The organism is Shewanella sp. 5S214 (assembly GCF_041439795.1).
Taxonomy (GTDB): domain Bacteria; phylum Pseudomonadota; class Gammaproteobacteria; order Enterobacterales; family Shewanellaceae; genus Shewanella; species Shewanella vesiculosa.
The window spans coordinates 43,678-68,445 of the sequence record NZ_JBGOOV010000030.1 but is presented as its reverse complement, the minus strand read 5'-3'; the positions used below and the strand labels follow the sequence as shown (position 1 = coordinate 68,445).

16 protein-coding genes and 5 pseudogenes are annotated in these 24,768 nt (G+C 42.8%); 15 read left to right on the top strand and 6 right to left on the bottom strand.

All coding sequences use genetic code 11. The annotated features are described in order from the left end of the window. Nucleotides 1-495: 495 nt before the first annotated feature. A pseudogene (locus tag ACED29_RS17640) lies at nt 496-1,161 on the top strand (IS1595 family transposase); the annotation flags it as partial. A 303-nt stretch (nt 1,162-1,464) separates the two neighbouring features. Then, entirely contained in the window at nt 1,465-7,596 is a 6,132-nt protein-coding gene (locus tag ACED29_RS17635; protein ID WP_371698244.1) for a putative Ig domain-containing protein, read from the top strand. A 91-nt stretch (nt 7,597-7,687) separates the two neighbouring features. Here the strand turns inward: ACED29_RS17635 and ACED29_RS17630 are convergent. Beyond that, nucleotides 7,688-8,140, bottom strand: a pseudogene (locus ACED29_RS17630) (DUF2238 domain-containing protein); the annotation flags it as partial. 72 nt (nt 8,141-8,212) lie between these two features. Between ACED29_RS17630 and ACED29_RS17625 the strand changes: the two are divergent. Then, nucleotides 8,213-8,452, top strand: a pseudogene (locus ACED29_RS17625) (transposase); the annotation flags it as partial. Here the strand turns inward: ACED29_RS17625 and ACED29_RS17620 are convergent. After that, the gene (locus ACED29_RS17620) at nt 8,438-9,091 is read right to left on the bottom strand and encodes an ISAs1 family transposase (protein ID WP_371698243.1); all 654 of its coding nucleotides are present in this window, start codon (nt 9,089-9,091) and stop codon (nt 8,438-8,440) included. The pseudogene ACED29_RS17625 and the gene ACED29_RS17620 overlap by 15 nt on opposite strands. Before the next feature lie 119 nt (nt 9,092-9,210). Here ACED29_RS17620 and ACED29_RS17615 point away from each other — a divergent pair. Then, nucleotides 9,211-10,291, top strand: a pseudogene (locus ACED29_RS17615) (IS3 family transposase). Between the two features lie 223 nt (nt 10,292-10,514). On the opposite strand, the gene ACED29_RS17610 reads toward ACED29_RS17615, so the two are convergent. Then, a complete protein-coding gene (locus ACED29_RS17610) occupies nt 10,515-11,543 on the bottom strand; it encodes an IS110 family transposase (RefSeq protein WP_371698242.1) in 1,029 nt (342 codons plus the stop codon). A gap of 571 nt (nt 11,544-12,114) precedes the next feature. On the opposite strand from ACED29_RS17610, the gene ACED29_RS17605 reads away from it, so the two are divergent. From ACED29_RS17605 to ACED29_RS17595, 3 genes are all read left to right on the top strand, one after another. Further along, nucleotides 12,115-12,471: a hypothetical protein gene (locus ACED29_RS17605; RefSeq protein WP_371698241.1), complete on the top strand. Its 357-nt coding sequence runs from the start codon at nt 12,115-12,117 to the stop codon at nt 12,469-12,471. Nucleotides 12,472-12,491: 20 nt separating this feature from the next. Beyond that, entirely contained in the window at nt 12,492-12,746 is a 255-nt protein-coding gene (locus tag ACED29_RS17600; RefSeq protein ID WP_182741282.1) for a hypothetical protein, read from the top strand. 91 nt (nt 12,747-12,837) lie between these two features. Then, entirely contained in the window at nt 12,838-14,571 is a 1,734-nt protein-coding gene (locus ACED29_RS17595) for a hypothetical protein (protein ID WP_371698240.1), read from the top strand. A 55-nt stretch (nt 14,572-14,626) separates the two neighbouring features. Here ACED29_RS17595 and ACED29_RS17590 read toward each other — a convergent pair whose 3' ends face one another. Then, on the bottom strand, nt 14,627-15,763 hold the full coding sequence (locus ACED29_RS17590; RefSeq protein ID WP_371698238.1) for a hypothetical protein: 1,137 nt from the start codon (nt 15,761-15,763) through the stop codon (nt 14,627-14,629). Between the two features lie 254 nt (nt 15,764-16,017). Between ACED29_RS17590 and ACED29_RS17585 the strand changes: the two genes are divergently transcribed. From ACED29_RS17585 to comJ, 7 genes are all read left to right on the top strand, one after another. Beyond that, a complete protein-coding gene (locus tag ACED29_RS17585) occupies nt 16,018-16,236 on the top strand; it encodes a hypothetical protein (RefSeq protein WP_347690992.1) in 219 nt (72 codons plus the stop codon). A 50-nt stretch (nt 16,237-16,286) separates the two neighbouring features. Further along, nucleotides 16,287-16,529, top strand: a complete 243-nt coding sequence (locus ACED29_RS17580) for a hypothetical protein (protein ID WP_371698237.1) — start codon at nt 16,287-16,289, stop codon at nt 16,527-16,529. 110 nt (nt 16,530-16,639) lie between these two features. After that, nucleotides 16,640-17,044 (top strand): nuclease-related domain-containing protein, encoded by a 405-nt coding sequence (locus tag ACED29_RS17575; RefSeq protein WP_347690990.1) that lies wholly within the window; start codon nt 16,640-16,642, stop codon nt 17,042-17,044. Nucleotides 17,045-17,063: 19 nt separating this feature from the next. Next, nucleotides 17,064-17,333: a hypothetical protein gene (locus tag ACED29_RS17570; protein ID WP_371698235.1), complete on the top strand. Its 270-nt coding sequence runs from the start codon at nt 17,064-17,066 to the stop codon at nt 17,331-17,333. Between the two features lie 471 nt (nt 17,334-17,804). Continuing rightward, nucleotides 17,805-19,931: a SpvB/TcaC N-terminal domain-containing protein gene (locus ACED29_RS17565; RefSeq protein WP_371698234.1), complete on the top strand. Its 2,127-nt coding sequence runs from the start codon at nt 17,805-17,807 to the stop codon at nt 19,929-19,931. Next, nucleotides 19,871-21,856 (top strand): RHS repeat-associated core domain-containing protein, encoded by a 1,986-nt coding sequence (locus ACED29_RS17560; RefSeq protein ID WP_371698247.1) that lies wholly within the window; start codon nt 19,871-19,873, stop codon nt 21,854-21,856. The genes ACED29_RS17565 and ACED29_RS17560 overlap by 61 nt, the downstream gene beginning before the upstream one ends. Beyond that, the gene (gene comJ / locus ACED29_RS17555; protein WP_371698233.1) at nt 21,856-22,329 is read left to right on the top strand and encodes a competence protein ComJ; all 474 of its coding nucleotides are present in this window, start codon (nt 21,856-21,858) and stop codon (nt 22,327-22,329) included. The genes ACED29_RS17560 and comJ overlap by 1 nt, the downstream gene beginning before the upstream one ends. A gap of 442 nt (nt 22,330-22,771) precedes the next feature. Here the strand turns inward: comJ and ACED29_RS17550 are convergent. Continuing rightward, nucleotides 22,772-23,126 (bottom strand): annotated as a pseudogene (locus ACED29_RS17550) (transposase); the annotation flags it as partial. 186 nt (nt 23,127-23,312) lie between these two features. On the opposite strand from ACED29_RS17550, the gene ACED29_RS17545 reads away from it, so the two are divergent. After that, on the top strand, nt 23,313-23,810 hold the full coding sequence (locus tag ACED29_RS17545; RefSeq protein WP_371698232.1) for a hypothetical protein: 498 nt from the start codon (nt 23,313-23,315) through the stop codon (nt 23,808-23,810). On the opposite strand, the gene ACED29_RS17540 is transcribed toward ACED29_RS17545, so the two are convergent. Continuing rightward, nucleotides 23,744-24,700 carry an IS1595 family transposase gene (locus ACED29_RS17540; RefSeq protein WP_371698230.1) on the bottom strand — a complete coding sequence of 319 codons (957 nt, stop codon included), beginning with the start codon at nt 24,698-24,700 and terminating at the stop codon, nt 23,744-23,746. The two genes, ACED29_RS17545 and ACED29_RS17540, sit on opposite strands and share 67 nt — an antisense overlap. Nucleotides 24,701-24,768 lie beyond the last annotated feature (68 nt).

Genomic DNA, 24,768 nt, shown 5'->3' with positions numbered 1-24,768 from the left:
CGGCCAGTGCTGATTGGGCTGTTACTATCGTTTTCACTCTGCAGGTGTTTATAGTTAACTTTTAATTTTTCGTCAAAGTAGGCTTTGGCCTTTAGCTCAAAATTATAGATAGCCATTTCTAGCGAAGTGGGATTTGATGGTCTTTCTGGTTGTGGTTATTTCTTGAGGGGGATTCATCTTTATATTCCATTACAAAAATTGAATTAGGGCATAAGATAAAGCTATGAGCGGTGTTTTTCAAGACCGTTGTCGCCTAAATTGTTAAGCCGCTTCTTTGTGTTCTGGTCAACTCCAGCCGGATATTTTTCTAAAATTATGGCACTTTTAACAACCAATCATGCTTTAAACTACCAAAGAAACATTCCACAACAGTATCGTCCAAACACGCACCAACATCTCTCATACAAAAGGCGATGGTTGAAGAAATACGAGATGTGAGAAATTCGGCATTAAAAGGCTCTGGAAGACGCAAATACGATGGCGCTATTTAGTCGCCGTATCTCGTTAACTAAGTGGTTTTGGGCTATCTACTTTTTAGGCTCAGATAAAGGCAGTATTTAGGCTTTAAGACTCAGCAAGCTCATTGAGGTCAATTTGCGAACGGCGCGCTTGATATTAAGTAAACTGAGAACGGCAATGGGCCATCGAGACAGTCTATATCGGCTTTCAGGTGTCATTGAAATTGATGATGCTTTTGTGGGAGGCAAAAGAAAGGGCAAGCGTGGACGTGGCGCAGAAGGTAAAACGCCTATTTTAGTTGCCGTTGAAAACAAAGGAAAAAGAGCCGGATTTATCGCTATGCAGGCAGTGAACAGTGTTTGCCATGATAACGTTGAAAAGTTTGTTGCCAAGCACTTAGATACGCAGCAAAAAGTTCATACCGACGGTTTTGCTGCTTTGAACATTATAGATAAGACTCAGCAACATGAAGCGAGGGTAACCCCCAGTGAGCTTGTTGATGAATGGCTCCCTTGGGTGCATATTGCCATTGGTAATTTGAAGGCATTTTTGCTTGGCACATTTCATGGCGTCACCGGAAAGTACCTGTAAGAATACCTTAGTGAGTTCTGTTATCGGTTCAATCGCAGACAAATGGAAAAAGAAATACCTAATAAGCTGTTATATCTCGCAATAATTCACACACCAGTACACTTACACTGAGCCAAGTGCATAGGCATGATTCATTATTTATAGCTATCTTACTTTCCGTCAAAAAAATGACTTTTAGCTTACAACTGCAAATGTGTGAATAAAACTCTTAAATACAACTAGATACGACCAACCTAAATGAGTTCATCGTCAAAATTAAATCAGTGGTATTGTTATTTAATTGTAAAACTGATAATATTAACTCCATATAAATAATGCACTTATGATTTACATGGCTATTCTTTAGCAAAAAAACCAAAAATTATGCATCAATATTCACTTTTTTGGCTTTTCAGTTTTTATTTTGAGGATATAATGAGAAATATAATAACATCGCCGGTTCTCATGGCTGTGATGCTGGCATTGTCGGGAGTCGGAGTCGGTTCCGCTACCGCGATGGAACAAGACTCAACACTAGTGCAACCTCGCCATGATTGGCAGCAGGTGCTGGTGGTTGATGCTGGCGTGACAGATGCTGAGATCATGATCAAGGCCGCCGCCGCTAACATGCACGTCATTCGCCTCAATGCCACTGAGGATGGTCTGAGTCAACTTAGCCGTGAATTAGCTAAGGCCACAGGTATTAAGAGCCTGCATATTCTCGCTCACGGAGAGCCGGGCTCCCTGTCTTTGGGTAACGGCGCCGTGACTACGGCATCATTGCAGCAGACACAATCCCTTAAGGCCCTCAGTGGCAAATTTGCCGCTGGCGCCGATGTGATGATCTATGGCTGCGATCTGGCAGCCAACCGCTCAGGTCAACTGCTAGTTGAAACCTTAGGCAAACACCTAGGAACAGATGTCGCCGCCTCAACCGATTTAACGGGGGCTGCTACTCTAGGCGGTAACTGGGTACTGGAACACAAGTTGGGACACATCGACAGCCAGTTGTTTGCCAGCCAGGATGTCCTTAACGCCTATACCGGTACCCTGTCTCATTTCCGTGGTGGTAGCGTCAAGTGGCAACCAGCGGATCTCGATGGCGACGGTGATAAGGATGATGTGAAGTTCTTCGTCAACACCGCCTGGCGTCTCAATGGTCAGCAAACACCTAGCCTCCAGTCTGATACCGGTCTAGCTATTACTTCCCTGGGTTCTGCGATTACTCAGCACATTACTGATACCGATCCTAACAGTGCCTATTCCTTGGTTTCTGGTACTTTCAAGGCACTGAACGTCGACCCCAATCAGCTGTACAAAATCAAATTTACCAGTTGTTGCAGAATTTCAGGTTTAAAAAATAACTCAGATGGTACTTGGGATATCCAGACCCTAGTCAACACCAAAGACGGCAATCAGGCACCGGGTATCGAGATGCCTATTATTCTCGAGGTTGCCCAGCTGCAGGCCGATGGTGTATCGGTTGAGTCCAACTGGACCTATCAGCTTAATGTTGTCGACCCCAATGGTGACCAGCTGCGTTTTCGTATGGCCAACTTGGAAGAACTCGGTGGTGGCAGCAGTGTTAATGCACCGAATCTGAGTATCGATGCCAATACAGGTCTTATCACTTGGACAGGCTCGGGTACCATGGCTACAGGCCTGTATTCAGCGGGTTTTGTGGTAGAGGACTTAGACATCAACGGCAACGTCAAGTCTAAGACACATGTAGATACCATCTTGTATCTACAAAATAAAGCACCTACGGTAAACTTTCAGCTATCAGACAATGTCCCTAAGGATACCAAGACTGTGCTGGTGGATGCAGATACTCCATTTACCTTCTCTATCTCTGGCGCTGGGATCACCAGTTCTAATGTGGGCAACTACAACAACACCGCTAACCAAGCCGTATTGCTCAAGGATGCCAATGGCACAGATTATAGCTTCAGCGCGACAGATATGTTGCCTGGCACCTATCCCATTAACTTCGAGATCAAGGAAGCGGGTCGTATCAAGAGTTACCTGACAATCAATTTCGTGGTGGCCGATCCTATGGGCCCCCAGGTTATCTACTACCCAGGTGATGGTGCTTATTCGGTTAACGGCACTTCCACCTTTATGGATGTGGGCCAAGACGGTCAATTAAGCGATCCCGATGACAATATCTTTAATGGTGGTCATGTACGCCTAGAAGTCGGTCAGGTGAGTAGCGATGATACCATTCTTAACATAGACTCTCATGGTGATGCTACAGGCCAATTGCGTATCGATGGTAGCAATGTTTACTTCGAAGGTTTGTTGTTTGGCGTTATAGATGTCAATGAAACCGGCATCAACAAAGCACTTAAGATTAACTTCACCACAGATGATGCCACTAATACTGCGGTGCAGACCCTGATCCGCAACCTGGTTTTTTCAACTTCAGGCCCAGCAGCAACCGATCCTCAATATAGCAAACGCAATGCCAGTCTGGTGGTTGCCGACCCTTCTGGTCGCTCTAACTTGTTTACCACCACAGTAACCGTCGGTGGGAATAGCAATATTGCACCTGTGGCTAATGGTATTTTGCCGAATGTCACATCTTTTAAAACAGCGGCGTTGAATATCCCTGTTGCCAACGGTTTCTTCACCGATGCCGATGGTGACAGCTTGACTTACTCGGCCATTGGCATGCCTCCTGGGGTTACATTCGATCCTGGCACCCAGACATTTACAGGTGCCACAGCAACTGTGGGCACACATTTTATTACTGTGTCTGCCGACGATGGCAAAGGTGCGGTAGCAACCGCCAGCTTTAAGCTTATCATCAACGCCAACAACGCCCCTGTGGTTATTGCAACACCTGCAGATAGCAGTACAAGTGAAGATGCAGCTATCACGCCAATCGCTTTGGCTGGCGTATTTAGCGATGACGATGCCATCACCCTGGCGGTGACAGGATTACCTGCAGGCTTAAGCTACGATGTAGCGAGTCAGAGCATCATAGGCACACCGACTGTGCCAGGCACCTATTCGATCACTATCACGGCGACCGATACCGCTGGAGTGCAGGCTTTGACCGCCTTCAATCTAACGGTAACAAATAGCAACGATGCACCAATTGCTGCAGCAGCCCTAAGTGACCAAGCTTTAGATATCATCTTGAGTCCCAGAACTTACGCCGTTGCACCAGGCAGCTTTACCGATGAAGATATCGCTCAGGGTCAAGGAGATATACTCACTTATAGCGCCAGCCTCATTGATGGATCACCACTACCCAAGTTCATCTCCTTCAACCCAGCCACTCAAGGTTTTACCTTCACCCATGGCTGGTACGACATAGGCAGCTACAGTGTTGAGGTTATGGCGACAGATAAGGCCGGCAGCAGCGCCAGTCAATCCTTTGCCGTCGAGGTAACAGGCACCAACACTATGCCAATGAAGCATCACTGGACTGATTTTGCCATTAACGAAGGTGAGAAACGTTTCTTCGTGCATAACGACTTGCATTTTATGGACAAGGAACAAAATTACAGCGACGTGACCTACATCCTCAAGCAACTGCCAGCTCACGGCACTCTGCTTAAGAACGGTGCGGTAATGAAGTTGGAAGACAGTTTCAGTCAACAGGATATCGAAGACGAAAAGATCATTGAGTATCAACACGATGGCTCAGAGACGACCACAGACAGCTTCCATTTTATCGTCGATGATAAATTTGGTGGTGTGACTGCGTTGCAGACGGATTATAAGTTTGACATAAGCCCAATGAACGATAACCCGGTCGCTGACCAGGGTATCGCTAACCAGATAACCACCAGTGGTAAGCCATATTCCTTTGGTATTCCACTCGATGCCTTCACAGATATCGATGGTGACAATCTGAGCTATTCACTATCAGACCTGCCAGCTTGGGCAAGCTTTGATGGCAGCAAGATCACTGGCACTCCTTCTGCGGAGCAGCTGGGTGATACTGTGATCACTGTGACTGCCGATGATGGTCATGGCACCCCAGTTTCTGTGACATTCACTTTGTCCGTATTGTTGGACAGCGATCTTGATGGTATCCCAGATACGCTTGATACTGACGATGACAACGATGGCGTAGCGGATACACAGGATGCCTTCCCACTGGATCCAAACGAGTCCGTTGACACCGACGGTGACGGCATAGGTAACAATGCCGACAGCGATGACGATGGTGATGGTATGCCTGATGCTTGGGAAATTGAGCATGGTCTTAATCCCCTAGATCCGAACGATGCCCAAGGCGATGTAGATAACGACGGCCGCTCTAACCTCGATGAGTTCAACGAGGGTAGCAATCCACGTTTAGACGATGTGGCACCAATTGTCACGACACCTGCGGATCTAAGTATCAATGCTCGCGCCTTATTTACTCGTGTTGACCTGAGTCTGCTACAGACAGAAGGCGTAGCTAATGCGATAGATTTGGGCAATGAAACTTGTTGCACTGTCACAGCTGAAGACGTTCCAGCCAATGGCATGATGCTTCGTCCTGGACGCCATGTGATCATCTGGAAGGCGGTGGATGCTGCCGGTAATATTGGCACAGCAGAGCAAATTGTTGATATTTATCCGACCATATCGTTCGGTAAAGATGCCACTGTTTCAGAAGGCAGTGACAGCCGCTTCAAAGTGGTACTCAATGGTGACTCACCAGCATACCCAGTCGTGGTCGATTACTCTGTAGCCGGTAATACTGATGCAGAAGATCACAACTTAGTCTCTGGGACAGTGATCATAGAGCAAGGAGTCGAAGCTACAGTACCCTTTACGGTATTCAAGGATGACACTCTAGAAGGTGAAGAGCGCATCAATCTGGAGTTCGTAGGAGAACAAAACTGGGGCGTTAAGCACACTCAGTTAACCCGTATTGTTGAGCAAAATGTTGCTCCTGAGCTAACACTGCAGGCGCGCCAAAATGGACGACTTATCACTATCATTGCAAAAGATGCTGGTATGGTCGAACTGGACTTGAGCATACTTGATGACAATGCGGAACATGATATTCAATGGCGACTGCCTGATGGCGTCTCTGCTGAAATGGATGACAGCAAGTTAATCTTGAGTCTAGATCCTACCCTTCTAGTCAATGGCTACCTACCTGTCACAGTGACTGTGACTGACAATGGCGAACCACCGATGACATCAGAAGTGACGCTGATGCTCAGAGTGATACCCAACTTGCCAGAAATGGATGATGGTACTGACACAGATGCTGACGGTATCTCAGATCTAGACGAAGGCATGGCAGATACAGATCAGGACGGTATCCCAGATTATTTGGATAACCTAGATGAAACCCATCTGCTTCCTGAACAGGGTCGCACAACTGACGCCTACATAGTCGAAGCCGATGCTGGCGTTAAACTCGCACTAGGTGAAGTTTCTTTTGGCGGTGTTTATGATGGTGCCCAAGTGTCGGATAATGACTTCGCCTTGGCAAAACTTGCCGCTGATGAAGTGCCAAACGTAGGTGGTTACTTCGATTTCATCGCATCTGAACTTCCTGAAAAAGGCCAATCTGTTAGTGTAGTCATGCCCCAGCGTCAGGCAGTCCCCGAACGCGCTCTGTACCGCAAGTATATAGACGGTCAAGGCTGGCTCAACTTCGTTGAGGATGCTAATAACCAACTGAAATCTGCGCCTGGTGAGGCTGGATTCTGTCCCGCTCCTGGCTCGGCTGAGTATCAAACAGGTCTTAATCAGGGTGATTGGTGTGTGCAGTTAACCATTCAGGACGGTGGCCCTAACGATACCGATGGTAAAGTGAATGGTACTGTCAAAGATCCCGGCGGTGTAGGTCAGCCTAAAATGATGACCGTTGAAGTGACGACTAAAGGCAGTGGAGGTGCTATGGGAACCGGAATGATAATATTGGTGGGACTGATGGCAGGGTTTAGACGTTTTGGTCGCAAAGCAGCAGGATTATTGGCGCTGTTAGGCCTTAGCTTTGGCGCCAATGCCACAGAGTTAAGTGCCGATAATCTTTACCTGCAAGCTGGTGCTGGTGTGGTCAAGTCCAATGTTTCTGAGCTTGAAGTTATGATGGAACTGGCCGAGATCTCCAGTACAGCCAAAGTAACAAACTTCGATAACAACGGAACTGGTCACTGGCTAGACTTAGGTTACAAGCTGGATGAACACTTAGCTGTCGAACTGGGCTATATGAGTCTTGACTCGGTGGGCGTAAGTTTCACAGATCAAGTATCACAGTTGGAACTAGACAGTTATCTGGAAAAAGTGGCATTCACTCATCCTGACTCAGCCTCTGGCTTTACCCTAGCCGCGGCCTATCTGTACCCTGTATCTGATCAGGTGACAGTGTCTGGACGCGCCGGTTTATTCAGATGGGACGGTGACTACGGCTCCCTGCTCAAGGTGAGCGGCGATCAATACGCATACCAAACAGAGGCGCAAAAAGGAACTGATTGGTTTATCGGTATGGGGCTGGATTACCAGCCAATAACGCACTGGACACTTGGTGTAGCGATTCGCAGCTATCGCATGAATGATTTTCATAGCGAGTTATTAGCGCTAACTATGGGTTATGATTTTTAAGCGCTTAACCTAACAAAAAAAGCCCGGCAATGCCGGGCTTTTTTTGTTTATGCTCGGCAATCATATTCGAAAGCCTTTGCCGCTGTTTAATCTAGGCAACAGCTCGTAGTTGCCTATCATGGGGAATGCTCAATATCATCAGCGCGCTTATGGCACCGACTAACGCCAACGCCATATCAGACTGCGTATCCCAAATGTAGCCCTGAGTCCCTAAGAACGCCTCGGCATTTTCACCTGTTGCTAGCGCAACCCACCATTCGAGCAACTCATAAAACGCACTAAAAGCTAAACAGATAGACACTATGATGTAATTAAGCCAAGCCTTGCTATTAACCACACTTTTACGGATAAGGATTTCCCTCGCCAACAATGCAGGCACAAAACCTTGGAAAAAATGGCCCACTTTATCGTAGATATTTCTTTGTGCGCCAAAAAGATCATCGAGAAAAGGCACTTCTGCATAGGTGTAATGACCGCTAACCATTAATACTAGGCAATGGAGTAAAATAAAGCCGTACAGTAATGGCGTGAGCATAAAAGATTTACATGCCTCTGCATCTAAGTCAGTTTTGGCCTATGCTTATAGTATAAATCAAGACTAGAAGTGAGATTTGCTATGAAAATGCCTGAAGCGAGCTTTTTTGAGTGGCAACGCCAATTCGGCTCTGAAGCCGAGTGCTTAAGTCACATTAAACAAATGAGATGGCCTAATGGCTTCATTTGTCCTAGGTGCAGATGTGAGCATGGATATGAGCTGACCACTCGTGATGTATATGAATGCAGCCAGTGTCATAAACAAACATCGGTCACAGCAGATACATCAGGGCAAGAGCATGAAATTTCACTTGCCAAATATGACCGTTTCAAGGTAGTCGGGATTGCGATTGGCCTTCATTTGTTTTGCTCTTACTCCTTTTTTAAAGGTCATTTCTGATTGAAGTCGATTCATCGCAATATGCCTAACACATGCCATGATTTCCGGTGCTCCATTACGACGGATACGACAATCATCCTCCTTCATTCCTACATCAAGCTTCCAGTGTAATCCATTTTCGATACCCCAATGTTCTCGCGCACTGCCAGCCAACGCTTCAGCCGTTAACGCTGCTGAGCTTATGTAATACCTAAAGTTTAACTCTTTGGATACTTTGCCTTTTTCTTTTCTATAAGAAACGATTACCCCGACCGTAGTTAACTTTGGCCAATCTGCCGATGCGGGTATCTGACTCATGTCATTGGCAACAATACAGCACCTGTACTCTTCTCTATTTCGTTGGTAATCCGCTTCCTGAAACAACGTTCCTTGCTGACACTGGCGGCTTATTTCTGGCCCTAATAATCTCTCAACTTGGGCAAATAACTTAGGCTGATTGCCTTTAAGCGCCAGCAGATAATGGGCATCTTTATCCAAAATTTTCTGGGCAATGGCTTTCTGATATCCCATGGCATAGTGGGCTAATACCTTTCGCTCTGCTGGCTTTATAGCTTTTTTCAACAATGTCTTTGAGTGCCATGGTTTTGTAAGCTGACATCCGCAAACTGTAGTGGCATAGTTATTTTGGCCACCTAAATAGAGGTGATATTATTACCTCGTAGATAACTTTAGGTGTGCACATGAGATCGATAACCAGAAAAACATTTAGCGCTGAATTCAAACTTGAAGCAGCCCAATTAGTCCTCGATAAAAACCACACAATCATTCAAGCTGCAAAAGCGATGAACGTGGGTAAATCGACTATGGATAAATGGGTGAGGCAGTTAAAATTAGAACGCCAGGGTGGCACTCCCAAAGCATCTCCGATTACCCCAGAACAAATTTAAATCCGTGAACTGAAGAAGCAAATAGCGCGTCTTGAGGAGCATAATCTAATCCTAAAAAAGGCTACAGCTCTCTTGATGTCAGACTCGATGAACAATTTACGCTGATCAGCGCACTCAAGCAGAGCCACTCTATTCTCACAATTTGTAATGCATTCAAAGTGCATCGAAGTAGCTATAAATATTGGCTAAAAAGAAAAGAACATATCGATGCTGATTTTACAATTTTATGCAGTGAAGTGAAGGCCGCGCATCGTATTAGTAATGGCTCTGCCGGTGCTCGAACGATAGCGCAATTAGTGACTAACAAAGGGCTCTGTCTCAGTCGTTATCGAGCCCGTAATCTAATGAAAAAGCTTGGGTTATTGAGCTGTCAGCAGCCTAAACATTCTTGTTGGAAAGCTGCACAAGAGCATGTAGCGATCCCGAATTCGCTTAATCGACAGTTTGCCGTAAACCTGTTGGGTGGGCTTTGTCATTATCACCTGACAGCGAGCTGACCTGTAAAGCCTTGAAAATGGCATTTGAGTTAAGGGGGAAACCTGAGAATGTGATTTATCACAGCGATCAAGGTTCACATTACACAAGCTTGAAATTTAGGCAATTATTATGGCGTCTTCAAATTGAACAAAGTATGAGTCGTCGCGGGAATTGTTGGGATAACGCGCCAATGGAGCGTTTCTTTAGAAGTTTGAAATCTGAATGGGTGCCCGCCAGTGGTTATGGGGATTTTACAGAAGCAGACAAAGCGATCACCAATTACATCACTGGATATTACAGTGAAACTAGACCCCATCAATATAATGGTGGGTTAACGCCAAATGAGTCAGAACGTTTATATTGGAATGACTCTAAAACCGTGGCCAATTTTACTTGACCATATATGGACGCCTCAGCTTTTACAACACTTTTGAATGATTGGTTCACTACCCTATATTCGGCGTCTAAATAGGCTTTTTACCCGCGCCATGATGTAAATCCGAAACCTATTACCTTATCACTACATCGGCATTTAATGCCTTGGTCAAGTCAGGCTCTAATAGGTACGGTTGACCGTTTATTCATCAGTGCATGTAAACTTTTAGGTGATACTTAACGTCTTACGCAAATGCTTTATTAACGTCGAAATTATCGTTACTCGTGAGGATTCTCCATCCTATACGCGCTATTTTATTGGCCAGTGCGACAACGGCTTTATGTCTACCTTGCCTTAACGCAAGAGCATTAAACCATCGCCCCAGTCTATCATCACGTTTGCTCGCAAATCGGCCAACAGCTCTAGCACCATGAATGAGTAAAACACGTAGTTCTGAGCTGCCATTTTTCGTTATCGATCCTAGTCGAACTTTCCCTCCGGAACTCGATTGTGATGGCACTAAGCCACACCATGCAGAGAATTGTCGACCGTTTTTAAATTGATGACCCGAACCTAATTCACTCATAAAGCTTGCCGTGACTAATGGCCCAAAGCCAGGGATCGACAGCAAGGCATTATAGCGAGGTTGCATTTGACATAGCGCTTTAATGTCGTGCTCGATTTGATTAATTCTCTCATTTAAAACACATAAATCTTCATACAAAAATTTTAACAAGTGATGAAGCGTATGAGACAGTTCATGTTCATTGTCTGCTAAAACCCGACTAAGTGACGCTTGTAGTTGCAATCTGCCGACAGAGAAGATCACCCCAGACTCGCTCGCTAGGCTTCGAATTTGATTGACCATCGCGGTTCGATTCTGAACTAGACGACTACGTACACAACGTAATGCTTTAATGTCTTGTTGCTCAACAGTTTTAACTGGAACCATGTGGATATTAGGTCTGAAAGCAGCTTCGCATATAGCGAGGGCATCGTTGGCATCATTCTTTTGGTTTGCAACGAATGGCTTAACATGTTGAGCAGGGATCAGTTGCACTTGATAACCAAGTGCTTGAAATTGTCTTCCCCAGTAATGCGCTGTCCCACAGGCCTCCATAGCAATAAGGCTACCTTCGGGGAATTGTCTAATTTTATCGAGCAGCTTGTTTCTGTTAATCTTTTTGTTACTCATGATTGAGTTATCCATAAGACAAACACAAACTTGAAAAACATTTTTGGCTAAATCGATACCAATAACTTTAATATCCATGATGGAAACCTCCTGAACTATTTGTCAGCTTCAAGCTTGGCATAATACTGCAAGCTTGGGTGCTGAGGCGTCCATCACATCACTACAGCTAGAGTTCGTGAAGATTGTCAATTGGACTTCATATAGGTTTTATTAGAAATATGATTTCGATTTACCTCAAGCTCTAGAAGAGCTGAAAATGTGAGTTGTTTACCATGGAGTCCGCTAAAAGTCGAGGATGTAAGTATTTCGAATAATGAGTTTGAGTTGATTACGATGGAACAATAGGTTTTTAGTGTACAAACTTTATTGTTCCGAAACATCACTTCATTGAAACACACTGGCTAATATAGATACGCCTGTCTTATTCCTCAGGAATAAATAACTTAATTATTAATTTCAACAATGACTTACACCACAAAAAATACTGTCCGAAACTTTCAGGATATATTTACAATTACTCAACTAAGTCAGTACGAATCTCAGTTGCGGGTTATTGGAACCATGATGAAATGAAATCAATTAACCACAATGATTAATACTCTTTGTGGCATTCATTAACTGTTTTATCCACCGCTAATGGAACCGCACGATGCAAAAAAAAATGACCTATTCAAAACCGGCGACCAATGCTGATGAAATATTAGCATTTATATCAACTCCGAATTCAAAACCATTTTACGACGCGATGTTGGGCTTTCTAACCGCTGAATACCAATCAGTTACGGGCTTTGGCCAAAGCGCTATTATCGCTCTTAACCGAATTCCGTCAGAGGTAAAAGCTGACTGTTACGCAGACGTTATTAGAGTGCTTGACGGGTTAGTGCAATCGGGATTAGCAAAATCACGTACAACAATGGTGGTGCAAGGCGAACATGAAATAGTTGTAGGTTCGCGAGTGGATTACGCATTGATGGATGATGAGAAATCAGTAATAAATCAGAATTAATCATAGGGAAATATGCAAATATGACTAATTTAATTAATCGCAATGGTAGCTTTAACTATTCAGCATTTGTTAAGCAATTATCGGCAACATTGGAGCCAGGACAAGTGATCCACCCTCGCTGTGTCAGGGAAACAAGGGGATACGGTAACACCGATCCGATCGAGAAAGCAGAAAAAGCCTTACGAAGTGCCTTTGAAATGCAATTGGGCAGTATTAACCCAAATTTCAAACGAAAACGCGCGCCTCATGGTGGTTATGAATATCTAAGAGTTTAGGCCCGCATGACCCTGACTGTTTGTGCCTCAGTTGCGGGTTTTTCATTTCAAGAGATCATAGGGGTATTCAACAAATACAAGGCACACACCAATGAATACCGCAATCGATTATCAATATATTGACTCTCACGACCATGACCAATATGAATTTGCCGTAGCACGTGCGCAACAGTTATTTTTAGATGGATGGCGTGTCTCAATCGGTTTTTCAGGTAAAGATTCAAGCGCTGCTTGTGTGTGTATAGTTGAGGGTTTACGAAGAGCTAAAGCGATTAGAGGCGATGTTGGTCCACTTCATGTTGTGACAACAAATACGACACTCGATAACATGGTTTTGCATGATTATATTCTAACGCTACATGATGATCTAATTGAATACGGCAGACAACACGATCTCCCCATCGAATGCCATGAATTAAAGCCTGCGTTATCGTCATTACCGGTTGTCGAGTTTGTGGGGCGCGGCAAATTGTTAAGAACCCCTGAAACATCTTCAAATGGGCGTGATTGTGCATTAGATTGGAAGATTAAACCCATGAAAACCTTTTTGAAATCGCTTTCTAAAAAGTATCAAACCGATAAGATTTGCTCGATTTCAGGATCAAGAGATGACGAAAGCAACGTGAGAAAAGGAAACCTCAAAAAAAGAGGCGAAACAGCCCATACGCCAGTTATGACAGATCTTGGTTGGACATTAGCCCTAATAAAAAAGTGGAGCCTCAGCGATGTATGGCACCTATTTGAATTGATAGATAACGATGACATTGAATCTTTTAGCGATAACTTACGATTTATGAAAAAACACTATCCAGCCAGTAACGGAGGCGCATGTGATTTATTTGCAGGAAAGTTAGCGGCCAATAAGAGCTGCGGATCAAGATTTGGCTGCGTGCTATGCGCTCAGGTAAAGGAGGATAACTCACTGTTAAATCAGATAAATATTGACCCTGAACAGTATGGATTTATGCGACCTCTAAATGATTTACGCAACTATATGGTAAACACGCTATACGATTTTAGTAAGCGTTCTACTTTGGGGCGAAAACTGACGAAAGACGGTTATATTAAAGTGGGTTTGAACCAATACAGCCTAGAATACCGCATGGATTTATTGCGATATATTCTGACTATTCAGCAAGATACCTATGAAAGCGGCGGCAACCACACCATTGATTTGATAGACTACCGTGAACTGTTGGCCATTCAATTTGCATGGTCAAGAGAGGGCGGCGAGGAAGCTCCAGGCATGGCACTCCAAATTTGGCATGATATCGTCAACAATGGTCAACGTTACCCAATACCAAAAACGACTCTTGTTGAAAAATCTTTTACGCCAACCTATACGTATTTCCCGTTAATGAAGTTCGTAGAAAGCAATCAGCCTGTTGGTCTAGACGATGAAGGCATACAAGCCGGCGGCAAATTTAAAGAAATTGAACGAATGTTTAATCGAAATGGTGAAAAACATCGCGTCATTAGATATACCGAGTCATCATCGTTCAATGTTGTTACTAAGAATGCGTTTGCAATGACGTTCGTTGAGGATTTTTATCTAGAATTGCTGGAAGACGGCCATTTAGAGAACAAATGCCCTACAGTCATGCTCAAGCAGTTATTAGAATCTGGTGTAGTGACACTGGCAAAAGGAACCATTGGGCGCGTTCACGACGACGCAAGACGTGCACAAGCGTTAAATACGCTAAGAGCCACCACCGGCATTCCTACCGCAGAGGCAATAATGGCATTATCTGTCTCTGAGAAAGTGATGAATGCTGAAATTTCATCGCGTCAAACTAACCAAGCAACCCAACAATCATTGTTTTAACTCTTGTCTATTTGATGCCTGTTGGACATTACCATTCAGGCATCCTATTTGTACGCTAGTTTCTTGGTTTGAGCCGATTAAATTCGGTTTGTAATTTAGTATATTTAGCATCCCAATTTTGAATACTTTTGTTCAATTCACTTATCATCTTATCTGCTGTAACAGCCTTGTTTTTCATCTCTCCTTGACGCTCGGTCAATCTTCGAACTTCAGCCTGAGCGTTAGCATCATCTCTTTCTACACGAGCAAGTCTGGCTCTTAGCTCTTTTTGCTCATCTTCTCTATCACTTAGCAATAGTCTTAACGACGTTTCATTATTAATGGCTAGCTCATATTGGTTGAGGCTATTTACTAACAGTTCATCTTTAGCAGTTAATTTCTCATTTGCTACGGCCAGCGCTTGTGAACAAGCAATGTGTTTTTCGCTTAACGTCGTGAATGATTCTTCTAACTTCGCTATTCGGGCCTTTGCTTCTTCTTGTGATGCAGTAGCGCGAGCTTTGACTTCTTCAACTAAGCTGGTGTTACTTTCAAGTTTAAGTTGATATTTCGCTAGTTCTGTACGTTGGTTTTCATTCACTTCACGTAATTCATTATTTTTCGTGGTGAGTGAGTCTATTTGATGTTGAAGCTGCTCGACTATCAGACGCTTTTCATTGTTTAAGCGTTTTTCTAAATCACCCATTTGCTGCTCAAGCTTACCAATGGCAAAGGCATTTTCTTTTTCTAGCTGTTCTGAATGTTGTTTAGCTTCTCTGGTGAGTAAATGAATTTCATTCTGTAACTCTCGAACCTGGTCATCTAATGTGTCGGCTCTAGTTTGATGGGTAATAATGGCATTATCGGCATTTTCTAGCCCTAAAATTGCCGCATCTCTTTCTTCGGTGAGTTCCACCAATTTTTCACTGTATTCATTTTTCGCATCCGTATGAAACCGGGCAATTTCTGACACAAAAGCGTTTTGAAAGTTATCACTGAAGCCAAAGGAATCAAACAACGTCTTTTTAGAGTTGTCTAACTCTGTTCGCCATTCTTTATGATATTTGTGAACAGTCGATGTGCTTTTGATGTCAGGCAGTAATTCTAAAACGGTTCGAATTTTTACCTTCGTATTTTCTGCGTAAAGCTGATTGCAGATCCTAAATACTCGTTCTCTCACAGATAAGCCAGTTGGTAGAGTGTCGCTGTTCATTGCTATATACCTGTCTCAAATATCAATTGTGCAAATAATACGCTAGCCGTTTGTATCGGTCAAACTTTTTTGTTCGGGCGAACATGTTCGTTTGTTCGCCAAAATATTTTATTAAATTTATATTTATTAAGGCTTTATAAAATATTTTTACAGAACATTTTTCAGTTTTGTTCGCTGAAAACATCAATAGTTGCGCGTTGTGTTCGCCATGTTCTTATATAGGTATATCGAGACGTTAAGCAGCAGGACTATTTATGGACACAGTAAGTAACATTGAGTATGTGGGCGGGCAAATGGGGTTCTTTTTTGGCTCTGAGGATGAACTATCAACCTATATCGCACAAACTCAAGGCAGTAAAAAGCTAAAATGCCGTGTTCAAGTGAAAGCAAATGACTTTCTTTATGATTTTCCTCTATCAAAATTGGGTATGGAGACTCGCTATAACGTGAATGTAGCCGCCATTAAGATCTAATCAGCGTTAAATGCCGCACAAGCTGAGGCAACTCTTGCAGAACAAAAAAATTGGCAAAATACGTAGGGTGGGGCGGCTGCGCCAATGTGTTTAACCCTAATGATGCTAAATGGTCCAAACGCCACAACACTTTAAAAAGCCTACTGACTTGTGATCAATGGAACTCTGCTAAATTATCCACCTTATCAGCTTTTTACACTCCTGACTTCTTGTCTAAAACCATTTATAACGAACTCGTAGAAGCGGGGGTTTGCTCAGGTACATTTTTAGACACATCGGGGTGGGCGGTTTAGTGCGTACCATGCCAGAATCCCTGTCGCTGAAAGCATTGACAAATTTAACCCATTCAATGACATAAAATGGCTTTTGTAATAAGGATATTTCTGTAGATCTAATAGGTGTTGTGATTAATTCTGCTTTTCAGGTTTGGTATATCTTTCCTATAATTATATTGACTTTTATAATCAGAACTCCTTGGTTTAAAGGCATTTTAGGTGAGTTTCAGGTCAATTTGATACTCAATAGGTTACCGCAAAATGAGTATTACAGGCTTAAAAATATTACCTTGCTAACAGAAGATGGTACAACTCAAATTGATCATATCGTTGTATCAAAATTTGGTGTGTTCATTATTGAAACAAAAAATTTGAAAGGGTGGGTTTTTGGCTCTGCTAACCAAAAGCTGTGGACACAGAAAATATTTAAATACTCATCTACGTTTCAGAATCCAATCCATCAAAATTATAAGCATCTAAAAACACTAGAAGCGCAGCTTAGCGCTATTTTCTGTCGTTGTATTTATCGGTGATAGTCAATTTAAAACGGATATGCCAGAGAATGTCACTTATGCAAGTGGTTGCTTATTATACATTCGTTCACATTCTGCTGAACTACTGAATCAACAGCAAGTTTTAGATGTCATCAAAAATATTGAATCAGGTCGTTTAGAGCAAGGGTTCTCAACAAATCAAGCTCATAAAGCGCTTGTTAAAGAAATCATTAAGCAAAAAACTACAAATAAGCTTTGCACAAAATGTGGGTCAGTTATGGTGTTACGTGAAGCTAAAAAAGGCCAAAATGTAGGATCTAAATTTTAGGGCTGTTCAAGTTTTCCCAAATGTAGAGTTGTTGAAAAACTCAACTAACTATAGCTGTTATGTATTGCCGTCATTTATTCGATCTAGGAAGATAAACCTTGGACTCAAGTTCAGCATTTACCACTACAATGTAAATCATTTATGCCCCAAAGCATCTTAGGGCTAAGCTATATTGCGCTAGGCTTACTTTCATTTCTTATGCAAAAGCTAATCAATATCCAACTGTTGGCAATAACAGTTGTTGCTTATTAGATTAACCAATCAAGTAAGATATTTTTGCACCAGTCACTCTCACATATCATTTATTACAAATAAAACAAGTAGCTTTTCAGCATGCGGAGAGTTTTTGATAGTTATTCAGCTATATAGGGAAACGCTAAATTAAAACATTTACAAAACTATTCATTTACATGGCTGTGTGTTTTGCGTACATTTTTAGCTTCTTATGTGATTTACTACTAATGGACTAGTATGCCACACTTTATTGTCTACCGATTTTGTTTGTATCTTTTACTCTCCTTAAATTCTTTTTTTGCCATTTCGGCTTATGCAGCTCCAACACTTGAAGTACCTTCATCTCCTATATTGACTGGATCGAAGTCGGGTTCTGCGGTGCAATTATACTGGTCAATGAGTTGCAGCATAACCTCTGCTAATATTCAAGAGTCACAAGATGGAACGACATGGCAAACTGTTTACGATGGTTTAGGGAGTCCTTATGACGGTGGCATTGTCTCTCGGGTATCAACCCCATCTAGTTTTTCTACTGTTCCCCTTCAGCCTAGCGCTATTGATTTTGTACCTGGACCTACTATATGTATTGGTTGGACAAGTTCAAGAATATTATCATTATCAAATAAAACAAAGCCCGGTTATTACTATCGTATTAAGGCCTGTGATGTAGGTGGATGTAGTAAATACAGTGCTACTGCTTTAGTTGGTAGCATAAGCAATGGTGGAGGTTCTCCAAGTAACGGTATTTTAGCTGATATATCAACCATTCCAGACTCAACCAACGGACAGGTATCACCAGAACAACGTGATTTAGTCGGTGAGATAAAAGGGGATAGTGGCGTTGATGGCGGCGCATTTTCCTATTCAGTGCCTTTGACTATCGCCCCAGGTCGTAAGGGCGTTCAACCTCGCTTATCACTAAACTACAGCAGTCAATCTGGTGAAGGAATTGCCGGCATGGGTTGGAGCCTATCAGCTAATTCTAGTATTTCCCGCTGTTCTAATATTTATGATTTAGATGGATCAACGATTAATAGTACCTTTAGTTCAAGCGATAAAATTTGTTACAACGGTAGCCGCTTAGTGGCAGTATCTGCAAATAATGGCGGCTCTGCAGGGCAATACGGCGCCTCTGGCACCTACTATCAAACCGAGCGTGATGGCTCCGTTATCGTGCAGCAATTAGGTGGCGGGCTAAATAGCAGTAGTGTTTACTTTGTTGCTTCTGAAGTGAATGGCACTCAACACATCTTTGGCCAATCCACAAATAGTCGCATTGTTCCTGCTGGTTTAAGTTTAGCTTCAACGTGGTTGCAAGATACCATCCGTGACAGTCACGGCAATGAAGTCAGTTATCAATATGATGAAGCCTCTGCAGGAAATCGTTATCTTCTTGATATCTATTATACCGGTCATAAAGGTGTTTTAGGGACTCGTCATATTCACTTTGACTACAAGACAATTCCTGGCTCTAAAAGTTATCAATGGGGAGGTTATAGTGTTCATAACAGGCAGTTGATGAGCATTTCAATGAACATTGAAGGGCAAGAGAAAGCCACGTGGTTATTAAATTATCAGGCGCCGACCACTTCTTTAAATGATGCAGCGATATTAGATAATTTACAGTATTGCGATACAGGCAATAACGATTGTTTAACAACCGAGTTTGGTTGGTTTTACCGTCAATATCAACACGGTTTGAAAAGTAGTCATGCGTTATCAAATATTACAAATAACTATACAGTAGGATTAAAAGTAAAGCAGGATGCTGATTATGATGGTGACGGTGTAGCTGATTTATCCGTCCCACTCGATGGTATTTATTTATCACGCACCGGAAATAAGATTACTTATAAAAACTTACCGGGGATTAGTAGTCGTCAGTGGGCAGGTGATTTGAATGGTGATGGCTTACCGACCTCTAATGAAGAAAGCAGTAATACTGTAACAGGTAATATTGATTATGATTTAGATGGTGCAGACGATTTTGTTTATACCAATAGTGCATCTAAGCTTGTTTTTAGCAGTTTTAACGCTGATGGCAGCATTAAAAGTACCTATACTTCAAATATTAGCGCGACTTGTTATACACTATTTATCGCGATATTGGTGATAAGTATTGTTCAAGCCATGCTGTTGATATTAATGGCGATGGGCGTAAAGATATTTTACTGGCGACCAACAAGCAAACTGGCTCGGGTAATAATGTCATTACCTACAAAGCTTATTTACGCAGCGATTCAGGTTCAGGTTTTGTCGAAAAAGGTACTTTCACTGCGCAAGCGAAAGAACCGCTCATTCCAATGGATGTTGATGGTGATGGTGTATTGGATTTGGCGCCAAGTCAATTCCACAAATCATTAAAATGGTACAAAGTTGGATTTAATTCAGTCTCAAATACGGTCTCATTTATTGAGAGAAATATCACTTTTAACATCAATGTCGATATTGTTCATAGAACAAGGCCGAGCCGCTGGGTAGACTTAAACGGTGACGGACTCAGCGATATCTTGACGTTGCATAAGGTGAACAGCACCGACACCTTTTACACCCGCTATATCATTTTCAATAAAGGCAATGGTTTATTTGAAGCACCTCTAAATACAGGTATAAAAGAGCTTGCATTTAGTGGCGGCAACGGCAGTTTTGCTAAGGACCCAACTTATGGTGGTTCTGCTGGTTATGTACACGAGAATTTTATTCAATTTATTGATTATAATGATGATGGTCGTCAAGACATCCTTTATCCTAATTATGCTCGCAAGCAATACCTGTACGAATGCTGGAATTGGACGTCTAACGAGTCATGTCGCGCCGTTGATGGCGGTAATGCAGGCCCTAACGCCATTAGGCAGTTTATTCGTGGTGGTACAAAAACCTTCACCTATGACAATAACGGTAACCGGCTCACGGGTGATGGCGTAACGTTAAGCTATAACGACCAAAACAAGCCGTTAACGGTAGACCGCAATAATGTAAAAAGTATATTCAGTTACGATGCGAATGGTAACCGCTATAAACAGGTTAAACAGCAAAGCGGTAGTGTGGTATCGACCACGTATTATGTGGGCAGTTTTGAGCGTGAAGTGACCCTAAGCAGTACGGTAGATAAAACCTACATTGGTGACCACACTATTAAGATGAAAGCCCATGTGGGCAGCTTAGGTAATCAATCACCGTTCCAGCACGTACTGCGAGACCATTTAGGCAGTGTTGATACCTTGATGGATGCCAAAACCGGTGCCGTATTACAACGCCGCGGTTATGATGTATTTGGTCGTCCAAGAGACATTGCAGCAGGTAATAACCTGTTAACTAGCTGGCAAGGTGTCACCAAAGGCTATACAGACCATGAACATTTGAACGAGCAAGAGCTTATTCACATGAACGGGCGGATTTACGACTTTAATGTAGGCCGCTTTTTAAGTGTTGACCCGTTTTTGCAGTTCCCAGAGAATAGCCAAAGCGCTAATCCTTATTCGTATATTTTGAATAACCCGATGAGTGGGACTGACCCGACGGGGTATCTAGCAGAAACAGATAAAGCAGAAGCGGTAGGTGGTCCGTCAAATGATGCAGAAGTAGAAAAAGAAGGCGCAAAAGTAACAGGTAATGGCCAGAAAAATGAAACTCGTCGTGCAGTCAGAGATCACCGTTCTGCAAGTAAAGCAGGAACTTTTGCGCCTAGTTCTGGTACGTTTGGTGGTTCTACTAGCTATGGAAATTCGTCAAGTTTTATCGCTGGTTATAGCTCTGCGAATAAAGGAGATATGACTGGTGCGCTTTCGCTAACACCCATTGGGCAAACTGTTGATGGAATTAAGTCTGGGATAGATGCATTAGAAGCAGGTTATGAGGAATATCAAAAAACAGGTGATCTAACAAGCGCAGCTGTTGTAGCAGGAAAAGTTGGAATTGAAGCCTATATTGAGCGTAAACTTAAGGTTGCTAGGCTTCCTGATGTTACAAAGAATGTAGACATTTCTAGAGCCAAATACGGTGACGCAGCAGAGCATATAGCTGACGCACAAAAAGCTGGTCATCCAGATGTGTTGACAATTGCTCGCGATGGCGCTAACGCAAACAGAAAAGCTTCAATTGGTGGAATGCCAAAAGTTCCCGGCAAACAACTAGACGAGTACCCTCCTGCGATGTTCAAAGAGGGAGGAGCTGGATCGAGTGTTAGAGCAATCAGTCCCAAAAACAATATGGGGGCAGGCGCTTGCATCGGTAATGCTTGTCGCAGTCTCGCAAACGGTGAAAAAGTTAGAATAAGGATTTTGGACTAATGGCCAACTTAGTTTTACAGATATATTTGTCATATTCTCAGATTTGTATTTTTTTGAGTTCCCTCTCACAACCATTTAATGACTGGAGTGACCGAAATTTCACTCAAGGTTTTTCTTGGCGAGATGGAAGCGTCTCGTTTCGGGCACTTACAGAAGAGGGCTATCATAAAATCAATTTATTCATCAACGAGCCTATTCCTAGTATAGATGAACAAGTTGTTCGGGCGTTCAAGGTGCCTTTTGAAACATCGGATGGGAATATCGAAATTGCAAGTATCTCAGATTCAACTCATTTGGAGATAGCTCCAGGAAAGTACTCATTGCAGGTTGAGTTTCTTCAGTTTGATGATGGAGATATGCCTCAAATAAACATCAGACTAAACAAAGGGCAGACCAAATTCACAATATTGAGAGCTGATGAAGAATTGATTCTTGATGAGGATTTAGATTTGGAGGCTGTACCAGCAACATAGGGAACTTCAGGGTCAGGTCTTGCCTTTTCTGTCAAAAATAATTAAGACATATATGGACGCTCCCGGTGAGCCAAGATAATACTCTGCTCACCGAAGGCTTTTTGGCCTTAGTTTTCTATTCTATTACTTCACACTTGTCATTGCTTTTAATGTGCTCATTTACCGCTTAAAGCGGTTGTACTGACATATATTCGGGCTTAACAGCCAAGCTGCGCCCCTAATGAAATCCGTACCACTGCGCCTAAAAGTGTGAAACACCCATGCGGATTAGGGCTTATCCTATCCTTGTCCTGTTCGGGCTTGCACTGGTTGGACTGAGCCATTTTTTCATCATTAACAACAACCTTGGTGAGTGTTTAACGTGCTATCTTGCCGCTCTTATCACCCAAACGGGTTAAATACCCTTGTCTCGAACGAGCTGCGCAAGATAGCGACAGCGGGATTAACAAGTGCCATGGCTTGCTCCTTGATTTGCAGCATATTGCGGAGCATAAGGCACTTTTTTTGTAATAAAACCCACATCAGTCTGGCAAGCCTGTGGGCGGTGGCAACGACAGTTGTGCAGATGCCTTTTCGGCCTCTTAACTGCATTATCCACTGATTCAAATCATCATTTTTTTTACTGGCATGGCTAACGACTGTTCTGGCGCCATGAATAAGCTGTTTATGTAAGTAGCAATCGCCTCGTTTGGTAATACTGCCATTGACACTCTTGTTGCCTGAGGCGAATTGTTGTGGGGTTAATCCTAGCCAGACCGCCAAGCTTGGCCAGCGCCAATGGAAGCGGCAAACGCCGCTAATTAACATGGCCACCCATGCCAACTTGCTAAATATTGAACACTCAACAATTAACATGAACCATAACATGGCCACCCACGATTACTGGCTAAATAAAAAAATTAACATAGCCACCCATGCTAGCTGGCTAAATATTGAACACTCAACTGCGCTTTATTTACGTTTTATCGACATGGTAATTAAAGATGGCCAGACCAAGACAGACAATCGTTAGCCTAGAAGATACGCCTTATTACCACTGCTGTTCACGTGTGGTGCGTAAGGCCTTTCTGTGTGGTATAGATAATTCAACAGGTGAGAATTTTGAGCATCGGCGTGAATGGGTTGATTCTCGCATCCTTGAATTGGCAACTATCTTCGCTATTGATATATGTGCCTACGCAGTCATGAGTAATCACTTACATGTAGTCGTTAAAGTCGATGCAGCTAGAGTGAAACACTGGTCAGATAAAGACGTGTTGGTGCAGTGGCACAAAGGCTTTAAAGGCACCTTACTGACACACAAGTTTGTTAAAGGTGAATACCTAAACGAATTTGAGTTTAAAACAGTGAATGATTGCATTACCCTATATCGAAGGGCTATCCACTTAGCACAACCAACCACTGTATATTGTGGTTATCGATTTTTAATTGATTGGTACGTTATCGGCTTAGAACGCACTGCTTGTTCAAGCAACCTGTAGAATAATAATCCCCGAGAATCTGACTTTCTTCTATTGAAGCGAAATGTAAACTCATCTAAATAATAATCAAGTTGCTTAGCCTTTACCGCGCCTTGATATGTACCTAAAAGCCATCTTTTACATAATGATGAGACTCGATGTACCCCAGCCATTGTTTCATGTGCAGGTACAGATGAACCTAAATGCACTATTAGGTTATGCTTATATCCTTTCTTGTCTATTTGTTTGTATGCTTGAGAGCCATCACTACAAATTGTACTACCAGGTTCAATTACATCTTGAATGAATTGATGGATATGTTCTTTGGTTGCACTTTCCACTTGCCTTAAACGTATCCGGCCAAATCCAGAGCGTGATAGCAGCTCAACAGCGACCAAAACGACAGCCTTACGCTTACCCTGTTGATTTTTAATAGATGATTGGGGAACGACACTACCTATTAGTGTTTCGTCAACCTCTACAATGCCGGACAGTTTATCCCTTTCAGGATCAACCATGGCATGTCTTAACTTGTGCATTAATGACCAAGCGGTTTGATAACTCCCAAGACCTAATAACCTTTGAACTCCAAGAGCGCTGACACCATTTTTTTGATTTGTAATAAACCAGACGGCAGCAAACCAACTTTTCATGGGGGTTCTTGTTTTATCAAAAAGTGTACTTGATGTTACTGAACACTGAGAACGACAAGCATGACATTTTAACTTGCCATTACTTAACTGATAAGGTGATTGATGGCTTGAACAGCTTGGGCATATGAATCCGTTTGGCCAACGAAGTTTGTAAAGGTAGCTAATGCAGGATTGTTCATCATGAAACCAATCAACAAATTCGCCCCAACTTGTAGGGTAATCTACACCAGTTTTTAATAAATACGATGAAGTTTTCATCACTACATATTGATACTGGTGGCGCTAAATGGATAGCCCTTGTTTATTTACAGTTACTCTAACACTAA